We start from the raw sequence: 18,273 nt of genomic DNA, 5'->3' as shown, positions 1-18,273 counted from the left end.
CATAAAAGGAGTAAGACAGAAAATGAAAATAGAATCGGTAGAATTAAAGCGTGTCAGTATCCCCTTGAAAAAGCCGTTTAAGACAGCGCTGCGCAGGGTGGATACTGCAGAAAATATCATTGTAGTCATGACTGCTGACGATGGAACAAGGGGCTACGGCGAAGCCCCGCCCACCGCGGCAATTACCGGCGACACCGATGAGACGATTATTTCTGCCATCAAAAATTCCATTGCTCCGGCAATTATCGGCCTTGATATCGAAGATCTGGATGACGTCATGTACCGCCTGCAGCATTCTGTAGAAGGCAATACCAGCCCAAAGGCAGCCTGTGATATGGCAGTCTATGATCTTTGGAGCAGGAATTACGGGCAGCCGCTGTACAAGCTGCTCGGCGGATACCGGAAGGACCTGGAGACGGATTTGACCATCAGCATCAACGAGCCGGCGGAGATGCGGGAAGATGCTCTTGCCGCCATCGGCCAAGGTTTTCACGCCTTAAAACTGAAGGTGGGCATTGACGCTGACCTGGATATCAAACGTGTAAAGGCGATACGAGAGGCAGTGGGGCCGGATATCAGACTGCGGCTTGATGCCAATCAGGGCTGGACTGCCGATGAGGCGGTTCGCACAATCCGCCGGTTCGAGGACATGGGCCTGGATATCGAATTCGTGGAACAGCCGGTGAAGGCCCGTGACTTTGCAGGGATGAAAAGGGTTCATGACAATGTTCACACCAAAATCATGGCCGATGAAAGCATGTTTTCCCCGAAGGATGCCATAGAGCTGCTCCATATGGAGGCAGTGGATCTGGTCAACATCAAGCTGATGAAGTGCGGCGGGATTCATAACGCTCTGAAGATAGCGGGGATTGCTGAGACTTATGGAGTAGAGTGCATGCTGGGCTGTATGATCGAGAGCAAGGTCAGCCTGACGGCTGCCGCCCATCTGGCCGCTGCCAAAAGGAATATCACCCGCGTGGATCTGGATGCAGCTATTTTGCTGGCAGAAGACCCCGTACAGGGCGGATTCGAAAAGGATATTCCGCACTTTTCTGTGACCGATGCGCCGGGACTGGGCATTACAGGTATAGAGGGACTGCTGGAATTATAAAAGTGAAGTGGCGCCGCGCTTTGGCATGAATCTCATCCAACAGAGGCGGGTCTTGATGTCACGTTTTTAGCAACATAAAAAGAGAACTTGGAGAAGTTCTCTTTTTAATTGATAGGAAATGAAAAAAAGAATATACATATTTGAACAATGGTAGGTTTTATGGTATATTAATTCTGTAAATAAGAACAACGGAGGCATTTTGATTGAGGAATATTGGCGGAAGACCCTCGAGGACATTATTATATGAGGATGTAGTAAATGATTTATATACTTTGATCGATGAAAGCCAGTTGCAGCCTGGAGACAAGCTGCCACCGGAGCGGGAGTTGACCGAAAAGCTTGGCATCAGCAGAAACGTGCTTAGAGAAGCATTTCATGTACTAGAGAGCAGGGGCATTATCAATTCACATCAAGGAAAAGGTAGGTTTTTGAGAGTCATGCCCAAGGCAGGTGACATGACAACGAAATATGAAAGCCTTAGCAAAAACTTAGAAAGATGCTCCATGATAGAGGCTTACGAAGTTAGACAAGTATTAGAAATGAAAGCTGTAGAACTGATTGTTAGAAATGCCAGCGAAGACGATATCAACGACCTAGAAAAAGCCTGCAGAGAGTTAGAAGTAATATTTGAAGAGACAAGGCGTACAATTGGAGAATTTGAACTGCATAGACTCTATGCGAAGAAAACAAAAAGTCTGTTCATGGAACAGACAATGGAGATTGTTTTATCCAGCATCTTAGATATGATGCACAGTAGATTTCACGATGTATTGGATATACATAATCCCAAAAAAGAAATTGACTCTCATAAGAAAATTATTTCTGCAATTAGGGAACGAGACGCAGAGACGGCAAAACAACTGATGTTTCAACATATTCAAGATACGATGGATATGTTGCAGTAGCATCCGTTTAATTATCAGAACAAATATATAATTGACAAATAGCACCTTTAAGTGCTATTATGTTTGTATAAATTGGGTGACCAAGTAACCAAGAGAACAAGAATCAAGCATGTAAAAGGAGGAGACATGGAAAATCTGAAAAAAATATTAGAAGAAATCAGTCTGGATCAAATGATGGACAGGATTCACTACATGACAGAGAACTTCCCCTACAGACTTTCAGGCAGTGAAACGGAGGAAAAAGCTGCACGGTATGTAACGAATGTCATGGAATCCTATGGCATGGAAGCAGAGACGCTGGAGTTTGATGCATACAACAGCACCCCTATGGAGTCGAAGGTTGAGATTATTTCACCTGAAAAGTTTCAAATCGACAGTCTGCCTTGCGGACACATTCGATCGACAGGAAAAGATGGCAGGGATTTTGAAATTGTATATGTAGCTGATGGATCTATTTCTGCCTATGAGGAAAAGGATGTTCGGGGCAAGATGGTGCTTGTGGAAGTCTCCTATGCACCGCCAGTGCCGGAAAAGGCTTATATTGCTGCACAGATGGGCGCTGCCGGGATAATGTGTATGAACTGGGGCAACGATGAAGAGGTAATCTGCCATAGAGCCTTAAAATCTGTATGGGGAAACCCCACCCCCCAATCTCTGAAAGAAATGCCCGATTTGATAGGCGTGGGGATTACAAGGCACGCTGGTCTTCGCATTAAAAAATTATGCCAAGGGGGAGAAAAAGTGATTGCAAAAGTCACTGCCATTGCCGATAGAAGGTGGTCAAAAGTGCGGCAACCTTATGGCATTATTCGAGGAAATGGCGAGAGTGATGAATTTATGTTGGTTGCATCACACCTGGATGCATGGCAGCCAGGCGTGACTTGCAATGCGACAGGCAATGCGACGACTTTAGAACTTTGTCGGGTGCTGACCAGACACAGAAAACAACTCAAACGCGATATTCACGTGGTATTCTGGAACGGACATGAAATTGCAGAGGCAGCCGGCTCCACCTGGTTCTTAGATCACTATTGGGATTTGCTGAATAAAAAGTGTATTGCGTATATGCACATTGATTCCACAGGCGTGGCATTGACAAAAAAGCTGGAGATTAAATCATCGGATGAGCTCTATTCCTTTGCTCGCAATAATGTAAAGCAGATGAAAGAGGGGGAACTGCGAATCATGACCCTGAAGAAGATTGGCGATCAAAGCTTTATGGGCATCGGTATTCCCTCGCTTTGCCAGAGGATTTCCTTTACGGAGGAGGATATGGAGAAAGCTCACGGAGCGACCTTAGGATGGTGGAACCATACAAAAGAAGACGGTATCGATAAGTGCGACCCGCAGATTCTATATCAAGATACGCTGATTCATGCTGAATTTATTTACAACTTCGTCAACAGCGACCTATTGCCTTACGATTTTAGACGGAAGTTTGATCAGATAGAAAAAAATCTTTATCCTCTGGCAGAGGTGTATCAGGAAAAAGTGGATTTTACCGATGTGCTGGCCAATCTAAAAGAGGCGAAAGAACTGGTCTTGGGGATTCAGAATAATAGCGCCAGCCTTGCTCCGTCGAAAAGGAGTGATTACAATGAGTTCGTTAAGATCGTATCCCACAGTTTGACAAATATCTTTCAGACTTATGGATCAAAATTTGACCAGGACCGTTATGGGCACACAAATTTAACAGAACCAATCCCACTCCTTGCGGAAATCAAACAGTTAGATAAGCTGGAACCCTCCTCTCTGGAGTACGGATTAATTGAGACGTTAGTAGTAAGAAATAAAAATAGAATTACAGACGGGCTGAAGACGGTAATTGATTTTGGCAAAGTGTACAAAAAGGTGCTTTTGTAAAGAATGAAGAAAGGAGTTACAAATGGAACATGTATTAAGTATCGTCAACGATTTCTTTGGAAATTTTCTGGCAATCAGCAACTACCTGTGGGCCTTTCCTACCCAATACGGCTGGTGGAACAATATTCCAATTTTAGGACAGTTCACACTTCCCGTAATCATGTTGTTTTCGGCGGGAATCATCTTTACGCTGCGATCAAAATTCGTCCAAATTCGCTATTTCAAAAAAGGCATTAAAATTTTGACAAAGAAAAAAACTGCAGAAATCGGCGTCAGCCCTTTTGCCTCGTTCATGTTGTCTGCCGCAATGCGTATCGGCGCCGGAAATATCGTAGGTGTTACAGGAGCCATTGCTGTCGGCGGACCGGATGCGCTGTTCTGGATGTGGTTTTCGGCTTTCCTGGGTATGGCGACCTCCTTTATTGAAGCGACGCTGTCACAGATATTCAAGGAACAGAAAAATGACGAGTATGTAGGGGGCTTGACTCATTACGCGGAAAAGATTTATCAGAATCGCCACTGGGTCGGCGTCGCAATTGGTGTTGCATTCATTCTTTATAGAATGCTCAGCATGCCAGTACATACCTTTCACCTGTTCACCTCGGCAGGCACTATTGTTACAACTCTGACAGGACATCCGGCGGAGCGGACTTCTGTTCTGTACTATTCTCTGGCAGTTTTAATCGTCATTACTCTTGCCATTGTCGTTTTCGGCGGTATCAAACGTGTCACAAAGCTGACCGACAAGATGGTACCCGTCATGGCAATCGGCTACTCTGTATTAGTTATCTTTATCGTCGTCGTCAATATTGACAAACTACCGGTTTTCTTTGTTTCTGTCTTCAAAGGTGCTTTTCGACCAGATGCCATCTTCGGCGGTATGTTCGGCGTAGCATTAATTCAGGGCATAAAAAGAGGCCTGCTCTCTAATGAGGCCGGTATGGGTACCACCACTATGGCGGCAGCCTCTGCTGATAACGACCACCCTTGTGAACAAGGCTTTATCCAATCTATTGCTGTTTTCCTGGACACGTTTATTATCTGTACTATGACGGGCTTTATGGTGACGATGGGCGCAATATGGTCTCATCCCGCTTATGACTGGGAGTCTATCTCCAATTCCATCATTGATGTATTTACGCAGTCAGTGGCAGTTTTGATGCCGGGAACCGCCTTCGACAACGCCGCTGTTGTCATCGTGTGTTTGGCCTATGGCTTCTTTGGATTTACAACCCTTTTGGGCGGTATCATCTTCTGTGAGATTTCGGCCAGCAAAATTTCCGGCAGTGCGAAGATGACAAAAGTAATCAGAATAATGAGTGTCTTTGTCATGGTACCGGCCGGGTGCCTCAGTGTGTTATCCGGCTTAGAACTGGGAAACATGTGGAGTATTTCGGATCTGATCAACGTAACGTTTATCTTTATCAACGTGCCGACCATTTTAATCGGCGGGAAAATCGCACTAAAAGCTCTGAAGGATTACGTGGATACCGAGGGCGAACCCTTTGTTTCTGAGCGGATCGGTATAGAAACCAGCATTTGGACAAAGGACTTTGCTAAATCCAAGAAAGGGGCGTGACCCAAAGTGATAAAGATAAAGGTCGTTATCCCTAACAGTGGGATGGATAGAAATACTCTGACAGCGCGGGAAGAGATGCTTTCCCATGCTGTCTCTAAAGAAATACAGATTTCAGTGGATTGCATAAGACGGGGACCTGACGCCATTGAATCCCATACTGATGAGGTGCTGGCCGCTGCGGAAGTGATTAAAGACTGCATCAGAGCAGAGGAGGAGGGCTTTGATGGAATCATTATCTATTGCTTCAGTGATTTGGCTATTGATGCTGTGCGGGAGAACGTATCTATTCCGGTTATTGGGCCGGGAGAGGTGACCCTGACGGCGGCTGGCTTACTTTCTAACCGCTTTACAGTAATCACGACGACGGAAGACAATATAGCTAGAACTTATCGCAGGCTGAAGGGCAGTGGATTAGCGGATAAAATGACCTCTGTCAGAGCGTTGAATATTCCGGTAGTAGAATTGAGGAGAAATCCTCAGGTTACGAAGGACTATCTGGATAAAGTAATCTGCGAAGCGATAGAACAGGAAACTATTGATGGGGCGGTGCTGGCATGTCTGGGCATGGCGGCATTCGGAGAGGAAATAGAAAAAAAGTACGGTATTACAATCTATGATCCGTCAACGTTGGCAGTGGCTTACGCAGAGACCAGTATACGTACCGGTCTGAGACATAACCAGAAGGTTTATCCAAAGTATAAGAAGGGCAAAGAATATGGACTACTTTGACTTTGCGATAGATTTGATGAAAAAAATCGTTTCCATTCCTAGTAATTCACAAGGCGAGAAGGATATTGCCAGCTTCTTAGATACCTTGTTTCATGAAATGGGGCTTATAACTCATCTTCACCAGGTGAGGGAGAATAGTTATAACGTCATTGCAAAACTACAGGGACAGGGAGCACCACGGAGAAAACTTCTCTTGGGTGGTCATATGGATACAGTAAAACCTGACAAAGGATGGGCTGACAATCCACTCATTGCTAGAGAAGAGGAAGGTCGATATTACGGACTGGGCTGCGGAGATATGAAAGGTGGGTTAGCTGCACAGATTACCGTACTCAAGAAACTCCTCGATGAGGGGGTTCCCTTTCAGGGAGAGATAGAAATGGTCTGCTTATGTGACGAGGAACGACATTCCATAGGCGCAATTGAGTATGTAAACTGGACGCAGGAGCACCAGGAACAAATCGCAGACTTTGGTATTTTTGCTGAGCCCCATTACGATCATATCGTCGTTGGTGCTACAGGGAAAGCGCTGTTCAGAATAGAGGTGATCGGCAGTACGTGCCATGGAGCAACACCGGAGAACGGCATCAATGCAGTTTCCTGTATGGCAAAATTGATTCAAGCTGTCGATGAAAGATATGGGAGCCTATATAAACAGAAAAGGGGAGCGTCGCACTGCGTATTACAGATTGAGAGTCCTTGGGAAGGTTACAGTCTCAGCGTGCCGGATCGATGCAGCTGTTTATTGAATAAACAGTTGGATAGCGGCGAAGCGGCAGCAGACTTGATGACAGACCTTATGGATTTATATCAGCAAACTGTCGGTGAAGGAAGAATCAAAATCAGCAGAGAAATTCCCTACTACCCTTCCTATGCTGTGGATTTGAGAAATGAAGACTTGGAACTGCTGGTGCAGACCGCAGGACGAGTGGGCGGTTTTGTCCCCTCGCTTTGCATCAATCAGAGCGTTAGCGACGGGAATATCCTGAACAAGGAACTTGGCATTCCAGTGGTTTTATTCGGTCCGCAAGGAGTAAATTTTCATAAGGCAGGGGAATATGTGGTAGCAGAGACCATTCGAAACTATATGTGTATATTGGAGGAATATATCGAAAAATTCTTTAAAAAAGAGAACTCATGACGAGTTCTCTTTTCGTTTACCACTTGTTATATACTTTTTCTGCAAATCCCATCAGATTCTCCACCTGTATCTCAGTGCCGTCGTCGAGAACGGCTTTGCCGGAGAATCTGCCGAAAACTTGATGCTGATTGGAGCGGATGAGAAGGACGTTGGAATCGGCATGGCGGTCAATGATCGGTTGGAACTCCATTTCGAAGCGGTCGTTATTGCTGGTGAACTTCCACGGTTTGAGATAGTCTTCGTTACCGTCTTTACCCGTCGGAATGTGGAAAGCCACCTGGTCTAACTTGTGGGCTTTGTGATTGTAAAAGAGCATGTTTTCGGTGGCGGCGGAGGTATCGCCGAAGCCGTAGCCGATGTTGAAGCCAAATGGCACGCCGTCCACAAGCCCTGAAGCGCTGCCCCAGTACCATGTGTTTTTATAGGTCCAGACGCCGCGTCCCCAATCCAGCACAGCAAAGGACGTGGCAGGATCAAAGACATACTCCTGTCCATCAAAGCGGACGCTGCCCCTTGCTGGCATGCAGTTGATCTTCTGATTGAAATAAAAGTGGTCAGGCGCTCCGGCAAAAGGAGTGACGATGACCATGGAGTCTCCAGGCGGCTCCGTCAATTCCAGGCGCCCTTCTATGGGTTTTCCTTTGCAGAAATGATCCATACGGAAGGACAGGACTCTGGTCGCGCCTTCTTTTTGAAAGGAAAGGGCGTGGTGCTTTCCGCTATGCGTTACATCGCCGGATGCAGAGGTGGAAGGAAAGCCTACTTTGCCGCCCGTGAAAAAGGACATGGGGCTGGTCGTCTGCTGCCAGGGAATCCTGAAATCCAAAAGGGTGACGCTGTCTAGTCCCATGTAGGAATTGTCTGCGATGGTCAAAGCGACGCCGTAATCGTCATTGCCGATATAATAGTAATCCCATTCTTTGATGCGCCATCCAGGAGCTTTGATGGCGTTCCTGTTGTAGATAGGCAGCAGGGATTTTGCGTAGCCCGGTTCCGCTAAATGACCCTTGGCATCCAGTAATGGAGCGACTTTTGTGATTTCGTGCTGCATAATCAGACCTCCTTATTCTTTCTTATCACCTTTTCCGCGTATGAACTCGACGAAGGCAAATAAAATGGATATCACTGTTAAACCGGCCACAATCAGTTCAGCCATGTTATTCGCGTAGTCGACTTGTTCCGGTTGCACTACTGCTAAAACTAGAAAATAGACGCACCACAGCAGCCCTATGAGCAGCAGCATGAATGTGAAATATTTTAATACACCGGCAGCTTTGTTTATCAACCTGCGCGTGGCAGCGACCTTTTTTTCTGAGTATTCTTTGCGGAAAAATGAGGCTTTGATCCCGCCGCAGAAAAAGCCGATGACAAGACCTGCTGATAAAGCGATACAGATATGTTGTATGGTATTCATAAATGATTCTCCTCTTAACCTGAGACGATTTTAAAACCAGATGACCTTTATGATGAGGCAGAACAGCAAAATCCAGACAATCAAGATGGGGACTGCATAGTACCATTTTTTGGGTTTCCCATCTGCCCACATATTTTCCGCACATTTCAGGTTTCGCTCCCACACCTCTCGGGGAATCAATTTGATGGTCAATGCTGTCAGCGCGGGCAGCAGGATAAGATCATCTAAATATCCGAGGACAGGTATAAAGTCCGGCATGAGATCAATGGGGGAGAGGGCATAGGCTACTGTGACAGCAGCCACGAGTTTTGCGGCTATCGGTGTGTCCTGATCCTTCAGCGCTAAAAAGACGGCTGGGATATTCTGTTTTAGTTTTTTTGCGTTCTCTTTTAGTGCCATAAGTTCATTATACACGAATTAGGGCGGATGTCATGGAAATATTTCAAAGGCTTTGGATTTTTGCGTCAAATGTAGTACAATATAGGCTATGGATAAGAAAATAGAAAACAAGAGATTATTAATCGGCTGCCATCTTTCTTCCGTGAAAGGGTTTGCAGCCATGGGAAAGAATGCATGTGATATCGATGCCAATACCTTCGCTTTTTTTACAAGAAATCCCAGAGGGGGAAAGGCAAAAGAAATTGACGAGGCGGATGTAGAAAAGCTGAAAGAGATATTAGAAGAAAAGCATTTTGGAAAATTGGTAGCCCATGCGCCATATACGCTGAACCCGTGTTCCGCTACGGAAAAAACGAGGAACTTTGCCCATATGGCTATGGAAGACGATATGAGGAGAATGGAATATCTTCCAGGCAACTATTACAATTTCCATCCCGGCAGCCATGTGGGACAAGGGATAGAGAAGGGAATCGAACTGATCAGTGATTTACTGAACCAGATTATCACGCCGGAGCAGTCGACGGTGATATTGCTGGAGACCATGTCTGGGAAGGGCAGCGAAGTGGGCAGCCGATTTGAAGAACTGGCTGAGATTATTTCCCGGGTGAACCATGACGAAAAAATGGGCGTCTGCCTGGACACCTGTCACGTCAGTGACGCCGGTTACGATATTATCAATGATTTGGACGGCGTCCTTGAGGAGTTTGACCGGGTGGTCGGCCTTGACAGGCTCAAAGCTCTGCACATCAACGACAGCATGAACGAAAGAGGCGCCCACAAGGATCGGCACGCCTGTATCGGCGAAGGTCATCTGGGGCTCAAAACCATACTGCAGGTGATCAACCATCCGAAACTGGCGGGAATCCCTTGCATTCTGGAGACGCCGCAGGAAGACCTGGAGGGTTATGCCAGAGAAATCAAGATGCTGCGGAAGGAGAGTGAAACATATGGAAATTAAAGATATCCTGGTCATCAATCCAGGCTCCACGACGACGAAGATCGCCGTCTATACCAATCAAAACAAGGACGTGCTCTTTGAGGAAACCATCGTTCACGACGAGAATAAGATCCTATCTTTCCCCAATGTGGCATCACAGAGAGAATATAGAAGAGACATGATCCTGCAGATGCTGCAAGAAGACGGCTATGATCTGTCCAATCTCTCCGCGGTCGTCGGCAGAGGCGGCATGGTCTATGACCTGGCAGGCGGCGGATACAAGGTGAACAAAAAACTCTGTGACAAACTGGCAAGCTCCACGATTCCGCAGCATGCATCCAGCCTGGGCGGGATTTTGGCTTACATGATTGCAAAGCCTCTGAATCTGCCTGCATATATTTACGATTCTACCATGGGATGTGATTTGCTGGACGTTGTGAAACTCACTGGGATTGCCGGGGCGGAAAAGTATGGTGCAACCCATCTTTTAAATTCGAGGGCGCAGGCTATCAAATATGCGGCGTCTGTTGGCAGAGACTATAGGGACATGCAGCTCATCGTCTGCCACATGGGCGGAGGTATTACAGCCAATGCCTGGAGAGATGGGAAGGTAATCGATACTGCAGCATATGATGACGGTCCTATGGCACCGGAACGGTCTGGCGGCGTCCCGCTTCTGCTCTTCAAAAAGCTTTGCTTTGACGGCAGACACACAGAGAAGGACATGGAAGACTTGATCAGTGGAAAAGGCGGGCTTTATTCCTATTTGGGGACAAAGGATTGCCTGGAAGTTGAAAAGCGCATTGAGAGCGGTGATGAGTATGCCAAATTAGTCTATGAGGCCATGGCTTTGCAAGTGGCAAAGTCTGTGGCAGGACTGTCCTGTGTCTTAAAGGGCAAAGTAGATGTGATCATCCTGACAGGCGGCATTGCCCGCTCCAAGATGCTGACTGACATGATTGCAGAATATTGCGGGCATATCGGTAAGATTGAGGTCATGGCAGGAGAGGGTGAGATGGAAGCTCTGGCAGGCGGTGCGCTGCGCATGCTGCAAGGGGAGGAAATCGCAAAAGAGTATTAATCTATATTTTAACTATGCGTCACAAATAAAATGTGATAAAATAGATTTGTCAGAAAAATGCAAATTGGGAACGGATTATTAACGAGGTGAGTATTATGAACAGAGCTGTACAACTTATTTCAGAGAATATAGGCATTCAGCATGCCTTAGCAGAATATAAGAATTCACAATACATCCCCGCGCCAGACTATCTAGTGGTATCTTTTCCGGTTCTGTCGGACGAAAAGGTTTCGGCAGAGGTCTATCAGGAAACTCTTGAGGAAGCTTTTGAGAACGTGGAAAAGATCGATACCTATGACAACCGATATTTCTATCGGGTGTCCGTGCCGAAAGAAGACATTCTGGAAGCGTTTGAAAAGTGTGCGGATAATGAGATGCTCAACAAGTGGATTAACTATTTTGCCGTCAGGGGACTGAAAGGGGATGCCAACGAAAGAGATCGTATCAAATTATCCGCCAAACAAGAGGCGGCGGATATGACGGGCGATGAGGAATGGGCGGAATTTGTCAGCTATATGAAGGCTGGCATCATGGCTAACGCTGGCAGATTTGGACTTTCCGTACCGGGTTTTACCATTGAAGAACTGCGCAATGACAGATACGCAGGGGCGCTGGTCAGAGAGTTTGAATCGGTGACGATTATCGTCTTTGACTACGAATGGAAGGATGTAGAGGTATTCTACAAATCATTGGAATTTAAATAAAAGCCAGATGTCTTTTCCGGCATTTAGGTGAAAAAACAGAGCACTTGGAGCGAATTTGATCGCAAACAAGTGCTCTGTTGGTTTTTGATGGATTATATTGAATTATGGTCAGCACATTTTTGTTTATGAATTTCTATCAGGTCGTCTATAGCCATCTCGACATCGAAGTATGGAATCCAAGCCAGCATGCATTCATCATTTGCGCACCAGCAATTCCATAAATCTCAGAGCTGGACTCTTTCATGGACAGTCAATCACAGTGCAGAGATGTCCAGTTCCTCATAAGCTTCCAGGATGGGCTTTAACAATTCCCGGATTGCCGCACAGCCCCCTTCCGTATCGGACTCGATATTGAGGGGCATGATTGGATCATGCAGCGATTTGCGGAGCAGTAACCATCCTTTTAGAGACGGTCTCTCAAAATTGATGCGCACACCTTCGTAGTTGGGCGTGACGAGCGTCGCGCCTTCGAGCTGACCGGATGCGACAAGATCTCGTAAATCCTCAATAATTTGATCGCCGTAAGCCGCAAAGTTAGCTGCCAGAATCGGAAATCTCACTTCCACGGATTCTGCCGGCATTTCCATATCGGCGATGACCTTGGAAATACCCTGGCCAGCCTGATAGAGCTTTGCCGCTTTGATGACGATTTTAGTAGCGAGATAAGCGCCATCGTCGAGGAAGTAGTTTTCTTTATATGCGGCGTGGCCGGAAGTTTCGATGGCCAGCTGGCTGTCAGTTCCTTCTTGATTCAATTGAATGGATTTGTTGATTACGTTTTTGTAACCCCGTTTGAAGCGCAGGTGTTTCAGCCCTAGTTTCTTCTCTAAAAACGAAGTCAACTGGTTGCTGGTGATGCTGTCTGTGACGACGGTGGTTCCTGGATTATCGTCTGCAATCAAAGCAGCAGCCATGGCGACGATGCCGTTTCGATTGATTTCACAGCCCTTTTCATCTACGGCAGAGGATCTGTCTACGTCTGTATCAAAGATAAGACCTAAATCTGTCTCTGCATCCTTGACGCGGGAACAGATTGCCTCCATCGCTTTCTTGTCTTCCGGATTTGGCGCATGGTTTGGAAAAGTTCCATCCGGTACCAAGAACTGGCTGGAAGAGATGTCAGCGCCTAGGGGTTCTAGTACCTTTGTGGCAAAGAAACCGCCAGAGCCATTCCCTGCGTCGACAGTGATTTTCATTCCTGTCAGCGGTTTTTCTCCCAGTCTGGTGCCGTCAATAATCAGTCTGCGCAGGTGGGCAGAATATGTATCGAGAAGTGGGATTTCCGCCACTTCTCCGGGCGTCTGGCCCCGTATGGAATTTAATATCGAGTCTGATTCTGCAAAGGTGATGATGTCGGTGATATCGCCTTTGTCTAACCCTCCCCCACGGTCAAAGAATTTGAGACCATTGCGGTTAAAAGGCAGATGGCTGGCTGTCACCATGATAGCGCCGTCACATTTATATTCTTCAAAAATTGTTGACATGAACATGGCTGGCGTTGATGACAATCCCGCATTTAAAAGTCTGCAGCCATAAGGCGAGAGTGCCTGGCAGAAAGCATCTGTTAAATCAGGACCAGATAGTCTCGGATCTCGTCCAATAGATATGGTTAGAGAAGCGGACTCCTTTCCGGTCTTTGACGACAGCCAGTACAGAAAACCTTTAGCAAGGCGTTCTGTCGTCTCCCTGTCCAGATTTACTATTTCTCCAGAGACGCCGCCGATGGCGACACCTCTGATATCGCTGCCATTTTGTAATTTGCTGTAATCGTATTTAGGCATATTTTCATCTCCTGCTAAAAAAGTATACCTTTATTATATTTTATCAAGGAGAAGAAGGCAAGGCATATTACAAACCAGTAAGCTGTATATAGCGGGCAAATCTGCCCCAGTACATTGCCAGGACGAGAGGAGTAATCCCATACATCCCAGTGCAGCCATAGATTGACAACGACGCCCATTGAAAATTCATATGCGGTGATAATCAAAGCGCCGGTCATGGCTGCAAGAAAAACATTCATATTAAATAAAAATGGAACAAGAAGATAGAACGTAAGCACGACAGCGCCGCCTGTCAGCACCATGGTCCAGTGGGTCCAGCCTCGATATATAAATTCTGTAAGGCCGTAAAAAGCTCCACCCAAAACAAATACTATTAATTCCATGGTTTTAATATTGGAATCCGCGTTCTTTTTTATACGTAAAACAATGAAAAAGAAAAGGAAATGTGATACAATAATAAAAATAAATCAAGCCTGAGGTGACAGAGGAGAAATTCATCGATATGACAAAAAAAGCTAAGAAAAAAAGCGGCGTCCTTTACAGGATTATTCTTGCTGTTTTGATCTTGATTATTGCGTTCTGTCTCTACAAAATTGGAACGATTTTATATGAGTATTACGAAGGAACAAAAGAATATAACAGCGTACAGCAGTTGGCGGGAGTTCAAGCGGACTCTTTTACTGGGGAAGTGGATTTTGACGCATTGGTCAAGAAAAACAAGGATGTCAAAGCTTGGATTTATTCGAAAGATACGGTTATCAATTATCCTGTCGTACAGGGAAAGGACAACCAGTATTATCTGTATCGTATGATTAACGGTGAGTGGAACGGCAAAGGTTCTATTTTTATAGACTACCGTTGCGAGAACCCTTTTGAAGATTTCAATACCATCATCTACGGTCACAGAATGAAGGACGGCAGCATGTTCAACTCTCTGACCAAATATCGAGATAAAGAGTATTTTAATCAGCACAAAAAGATGATGCTGATTACACCAGAGAAAAAATACGATGTCCAGGTCTTTGGCGTAGTGACGATTGCCGCAGATAGTGATAAATATCAATACAGCTTTTCCGGCAAAGACGATAAGCAGTCGTATCTCGACTGGATCATGGCAAATAGCGAAATCAACACAGGCGTGACAGCTTCCAGCGAAGAGAAAATTGTGATGTTGAGCACCTGTACCTATGAATTTGACGATGCAAGACTGGTCGTGTATGGGAAACTTGCAGAAATGGAGGAGAACAAGTGATGGAAACGGGAGTAATTGTAATCGTAGATTTAGGACATGAGAATTGTCAGATGATCAAAGAGGATGTCGAGAGTTTTGGCGTGCCGGCAGTCATCTGCAGTCATGAGGCTTCACAGGAGGACCTGGACAGCCTGGGAGAAATCAAAGGGTTTATTCTAAACGGCGGCCCTCATAAGTCCATTAACGGTTTTCGAGTAGACGCCAGCGAAGCGATATATGAAAATGAAATACCAACTTACAGTGTCGATCATGCCAGTTGGAAAGGTGTCGATTTGTTCACCTGGCCGAAAGACGAGGTGGAACGGAAGGAACGAATTGGTAAATTCCTGTCAGAGACATGCAAGCTGGATATTTTATAAATACCTGTACATATTATAAAAAAGGCTGCGTTTCCTTAAATTGAAACGCAGCCTTTTTTGTATTTACTTGTGGAAGTAGTACCTGAGCGCATCTGCAATATAGTCCGATGCCCCTTCGCCATATTTTTGATCTGTAATCGCTTTATTGATTTCGTTTTCATAGCTTTCAATAACCATATTCCAGTAGCCGTCTCCCACAGCCATACCCATGAGGGAATCCTGAGATAATTCGATAATTTCCTGCAGGGCGCGTTGTACTTCTGGGGAAGAAACTTCCCTGTCCATATCGGCGGTCAGACGTACATGCAGATCGTCATTTTTTTTCATCAGCGTATCTATGCTTTCCCTCATCCCATCAGCCTGCTCCATCAATTCTGAGAAATGTGCCAGGTTATTCTTCATCGCCTCCGTATATTTCTCCACGCTGCCGAATTGTTTGACGGCAAGCTGGGCAAGATGAGGTTCATCCTCCTTGACCTTTTCAATCAGCTTATCAAAGCTTTCTACACTGCCCCAGTACTTTATGATCTGATCTGGTTCAGAGGTTTTGAACTGTTCTAATGCGTCGATATACTCACTCAAATCAAATTCTGTAAAACTCATACGTGATTCTCCTTTCTCCAGCTTATCCAGAAGCGAGATCAGCCTGTTGAGCCGGTCGCGTTTTAAAGAGAGCAGCTTTTTCTGCTTCTTATAGACTTCAATTTGGCAATAATCCGGCTGCCCAATAATTGCCTTAATTTCTTTCAGCTTGAAATCCAGCTCTTTAAAAAATAAGATCTGCTGCAGTTTTTTAAGGTCCTCATCGTCGTATAGACGATAGCCCGATGAAGTAAGCTGGCTTGGATTGAGCAGATTGATTTCATCATAGTACTGCAAAGTGCGCACGCTTATTCCGGTCAGTTTTGCAACTTGGCTTGTTGTTCTCATAATCATCAGCTCCTAATTAACTATGTCTCTATCCTACATTATCACGTAACGTGGGAGTCAACTGTTTTTTTGTAAAAAAAGAGGCATCGCACCAGGGTCAGTACAAGAAGCCTCTTTACTATCATTCTAATTATTTAATTGTGCCGTCGGCATGAAAGACTGGTAACTTTTCTAAAAAGATGATATCATCTCTCTCTGCCGCTTCTCCCTCTGCCAGTACAGTCATTCTGCAGACGATGTTTCCGCCTACTTGTCTTACGAGGGCTTCCAATGAACGGAGGGATTCTCCAGTGCTGATTACGTCATCGACAATGAGGATTCTTTTCCCATGCATCAGATCAGCTTCTTTCTGCCCAAGACACAAGGTTTGGACATGATCGGTTGTAATGGAGTTGACGTCAGTGGTAATGATATTGTCCATATACAGCTTGGCTCCTTTTCTAGCTACCACGTAGTCGTTTGTGCCGGCTTGTCTTGCCATTTCGTAAGCAAGGGGAATGCCCTTTGATTCTGCAGTGATGATGACGTCAAATTCTGGCGCAGCCTTCAGGAGTTCCCTGGCGCATGCCCGTGTAATTTCCACATCACTGAACATGATAAAGGCGCCGATATAGAGGTCGTCAGTAATTTTGCATAATGGTAGTTGACGCTTTAACCCTGCTATTGTCATTTCGTAATACATGAATCTTGTTCCTTTCTCAAACAAATTGTAAAACCACATCAATTATTATACTATTTCAAGGCTTCAGTTTCAACTGGCAATCAAGACCTCTTCTTGTTATTCTCATAGACAGGTGTTACAATGTACCCATGTAGATTGTAAAAGGAGTCCCGCTGGAAAAAGCTATGCCAGCCGGTTGGAGGAAGGCTTTGACGTGGGGTATTGCCAGAAAGGAAAATATTTTTATCATAATGACGATGATTACACTGCTGACAATTTTGGCGTCTATTATATATTGTTATGAAGCTGAAGCGCTCCAAAAAAGCGTAAAACTAATCTCGGAGGTTCCCCGATACAGAAGACTGTGCTGTTATTTGCTGGTAATGGCCGGAGGCATTGCGGTTCTATTTTGGTATATACCTCTTCCTCTGTGTTTTGTCGTGCTATACTTAATCCTCTGCATCGGAGGGCTGAGCAGACAAGATGGGAAAAAGAGTTTTTATATTGTAAATATGCAGTTTGTATATTTTGCATCAATTAACCTGATTATTCTGGGAACGATGGCTTTGGCAAATCGTGCAGATATCAATATCGTGCTTATGCGCCCTGGCCTTCAGGGGGTCAGTCTGATTTTGACCATGCTGGCCAACGCATTGGGAATCCATTTGATGCGCAGTATCATCGATAGACAGGAGAACTTGTTTTTTGTATATGAAAGGCCAGAGTTTCTGCTCCTGGGTTACTCTATGTGGTTCTGGTTGATCGTGGTATTCGTGGACAGTATTCCTTCTATGTTCAGACTGCCTGCCGATTTAGTATCCCTGTTTTTAATTGGCAGTAACGTACTGGTTCTATTTCTTTTAGCTTTTTTTCATATCCATGTCTATCATATTACGGAAAACGCATATCTGGAAGAAGAAAAAATCCGTCTGAAGACAGAAGAGCGAGAGCAGCGTCTGCGGACGGCTATGATGGAGAAGGACGCCTATATCGATTATTTGACAGGGGCTTTCACCAGGACTTATGCCCAGAAACAGATGGCTGAGATGATGAATAACGGATATTCTTTTTGCATGGTCTATATAGACTTAGACTCGTTAAAACACATTAACGATGAGCAGGGTCATATACAGGGAGATCTTCATCTGAAACTATTTGTCAGCAAATTAAAAGCACAATTAAGAAGCCTGGACACTTTATCAAGGCTTGGTGGCGATGAATTTCTCATTTTGATGCCAGACTGTACAGAGAAGGAAACCGAAGGGCGCATGAAAGCAATACGGGAGAGAATGGAACAAGACAAAGTTTATAAAATTTGCTACAGTTATGGAGTCGTCTGGGTGCCTGCCCATTCAAAAAGTGATATTGCCGAATATCTAAATGAAGCAGACCGTCGTATGTACGAAGATAAAAAAGGAAGACGATGA

The 18,273-nt window shown here is 45.3% G+C and carries 19 protein-coding genes; 12 read left to right on the top strand and 7 right to left on the bottom strand.

The window, feature by feature from the left end; all coding sequences use genetic code 11:
* Positions 1–22 precede the first annotated feature (22 nt).
* From BN6539_RS02305 to BN6539_RS02280, 6 genes are all read left to right on the top strand, one after another.
* Positions 23–1,111: a dipeptide epimerase gene (locus tag BN6539_RS02305; protein WP_067533305.1), complete on the top strand. Its 1,089-nt coding sequence runs from the start codon at positions 23–25 to the stop codon at positions 1,109–1,111.
* A gap of 203 nt (positions 1,112–1,314) precedes the next feature.
* Positions 1,315–2,016, top strand: a complete 702-nt coding sequence (locus tag BN6539_RS02300) for a FadR/GntR family transcriptional regulator (protein WP_067533302.1) — start codon at positions 1,315–1,317, stop codon at positions 2,014–2,016.
* A 126-nt stretch (positions 2,017–2,142) separates the two neighbouring features.
* The gene (locus tag BN6539_RS02295; protein WP_067533299.1) at positions 2,143–3,879 is read left to right on the top strand and encodes a M28 family peptidase; all 1,737 of its coding nucleotides are present in this window, start codon (positions 2,143–2,145) and stop codon (positions 3,877–3,879) included.
* 22 nt (positions 3,880–3,901) lie between these two features.
* Positions 3,902–5,458, top strand: coding sequence for an alanine/glycine:cation symporter family protein (locus BN6539_RS02290; protein WP_067533296.1), 1,557 nt, complete (start codon positions 3,902–3,904; stop codon positions 5,456–5,458).
* A gap of 42 nt (positions 5,459–5,500) precedes the next feature.
* Entirely contained in the window at positions 5,501–6,187 is a 687-nt protein-coding gene (locus BN6539_RS02285; protein ID WP_067533293.1) for an aspartate/glutamate racemase family protein, read from the top strand.
* Positions 6,174–7,328, top strand: a complete 1,155-nt coding sequence (locus BN6539_RS02280; protein ID WP_067533290.1) for a M20 family metallopeptidase — start codon at positions 6,174–6,176, stop codon at positions 7,326–7,328. The genes BN6539_RS02285 and BN6539_RS02280 overlap by 14 nt, the downstream gene beginning before the upstream one ends.
* A gap of 16 nt (positions 7,329–7,344) precedes the next feature.
* Here the strand turns inward: BN6539_RS02280 and BN6539_RS02275 are convergent, their stop codons facing one another.
* The 3 genes from BN6539_RS02275 to BN6539_RS02265 are packed head-to-tail and all read right to left on the bottom strand — an operon-like array spanning position 7,345 to position 9,141.
* Positions 7,345–8,379, bottom strand: a complete 1,035-nt coding sequence (locus BN6539_RS02275; protein WP_067533287.1) for a DUF2804 domain-containing protein — start codon at positions 8,377–8,379, stop codon at positions 7,345–7,347.
* A gap of 12 nt (positions 8,380–8,391) precedes the next feature.
* Entirely contained in the window at positions 8,392–8,742 is a 351-nt protein-coding gene (locus tag BN6539_RS02270) for a transporter (protein WP_067533284.1), read from the bottom strand.
* Between the two features lie 30 nt (positions 8,743–8,772).
* Entirely contained in the window at positions 8,773–9,141 is a 369-nt protein-coding gene (locus BN6539_RS02265; protein ID WP_067533281.1) for a YkvA family protein, read from the bottom strand.
* A gap of 88 nt (positions 9,142–9,229) precedes the next feature.
* On the opposite strand from BN6539_RS02265, the gene BN6539_RS02260 reads away from it, so the two are divergent.
* The 3 genes from BN6539_RS02260 (at position 9,230) to BN6539_RS02250 (ending at position 11,863) form a co-directional block, all read left to right on the top strand.
* On the top strand, positions 9,230–10,099 hold the full coding sequence (locus BN6539_RS02260; protein WP_067533279.1) for a deoxyribonuclease IV: 870 nt from the start codon (positions 9,230–9,232) through the stop codon (positions 10,097–10,099).
* Positions 10,089–11,159 carry a butyrate kinase gene (buk, locus tag BN6539_RS02255; protein WP_067533276.1) on the top strand — a complete coding sequence of 357 codons (1,071 nt, stop codon included), beginning with the start codon at positions 10,089–10,091 and terminating at the stop codon, positions 11,157–11,159. Before BN6539_RS02260 ends, buk begins: the two co-directional genes overlap by 11 nt.
* Before the next feature lie 95 nt (positions 11,160–11,254).
* Positions 11,255–11,863: a hypothetical protein gene (locus BN6539_RS02250; RefSeq protein ID WP_067533273.1), complete on the top strand. Its 609-nt coding sequence runs from the start codon at positions 11,255–11,257 to the stop codon at positions 11,861–11,863.
* Between the two features lie 254 nt (positions 11,864–12,117).
* On the opposite strand, the gene BN6539_RS02245 is transcribed toward BN6539_RS02250, so the two are convergent.
* Complete coding sequence (locus BN6539_RS02245; RefSeq protein ID WP_067533270.1) at positions 12,118–13,644, bottom strand: phosphohexomutase domain-containing protein; 1,527 nt, start codon at positions 13,642–13,644, stop codon at positions 12,118–12,120.
* A gap of 14 nt (positions 13,645–13,658) precedes the next feature.
* Positions 13,659–14,027, bottom strand: coding sequence for a putative ABC transporter permease (locus BN6539_RS02240; protein ID WP_067533267.1), 369 nt, complete (start codon positions 14,025–14,027; stop codon positions 13,659–13,661).
* Positions 14,028–14,146: 119 nt separating this feature from the next.
* Between BN6539_RS02240 and srtB the strand changes: the two genes are divergently transcribed.
* A complete protein-coding gene (srtB, locus tag BN6539_RS02235) occupies positions 14,147–14,896 on the top strand; it encodes a class B sortase (RefSeq protein ID WP_074038056.1) in 750 nt (249 codons plus the stop codon).
* Positions 14,896–15,255 carry a hypothetical protein gene (locus BN6539_RS02230; RefSeq protein WP_067533264.1) on the top strand — a complete coding sequence of 120 codons (360 nt, stop codon included), beginning with the start codon at positions 14,896–14,898 and terminating at the stop codon, positions 15,253–15,255. The genes srtB and BN6539_RS02230 overlap by 1 nt, the downstream gene beginning before the upstream one ends.
* Positions 15,256–15,318: 63 nt before the next feature.
* Here BN6539_RS02230 and BN6539_RS02225 read toward each other — a convergent pair whose 3' ends face one another.
* Positions 15,319–16,185 carry a MerR family transcriptional regulator gene (locus BN6539_RS02225; RefSeq protein WP_067533261.1) on the bottom strand — a complete coding sequence of 289 codons (867 nt, stop codon included), beginning with the start codon at positions 16,183–16,185 and terminating at the stop codon, positions 15,319–15,321.
* Positions 16,186–16,315: 130 nt separating this feature from the next.
* Positions 16,316–16,867 (bottom strand): phosphoribosyltransferase family protein, encoded by a 552-nt coding sequence (locus tag BN6539_RS02220; protein WP_067533258.1) that lies wholly within the window; start codon positions 16,865–16,867, stop codon positions 16,316–16,318.
* Positions 16,868–17,055: 188 nt separating this feature from the next.
* On the opposite strand from BN6539_RS02220, the gene BN6539_RS02215 reads away from it, so the two are divergent.
* Complete coding sequence (locus BN6539_RS02215; RefSeq protein WP_067533255.1) at positions 17,056–18,273, top strand: GGDEF domain-containing protein; 1,218 nt, start codon at positions 17,056–17,058, stop codon at positions 18,271–18,273.

The organism is Emergencia timonensis, from assembly GCF_900086585.1.
In the GTDB taxonomy this organism is placed as follows: domain Bacteria; phylum Bacillota; class Clostridia; order Peptostreptococcales; family Anaerovoracaceae; genus Senimuribacter; species Senimuribacter timonensis.
Note: the sequence above shows the minus strand (reverse complement) of the source record. Positions and strands in the feature narration are given on the sequence as shown.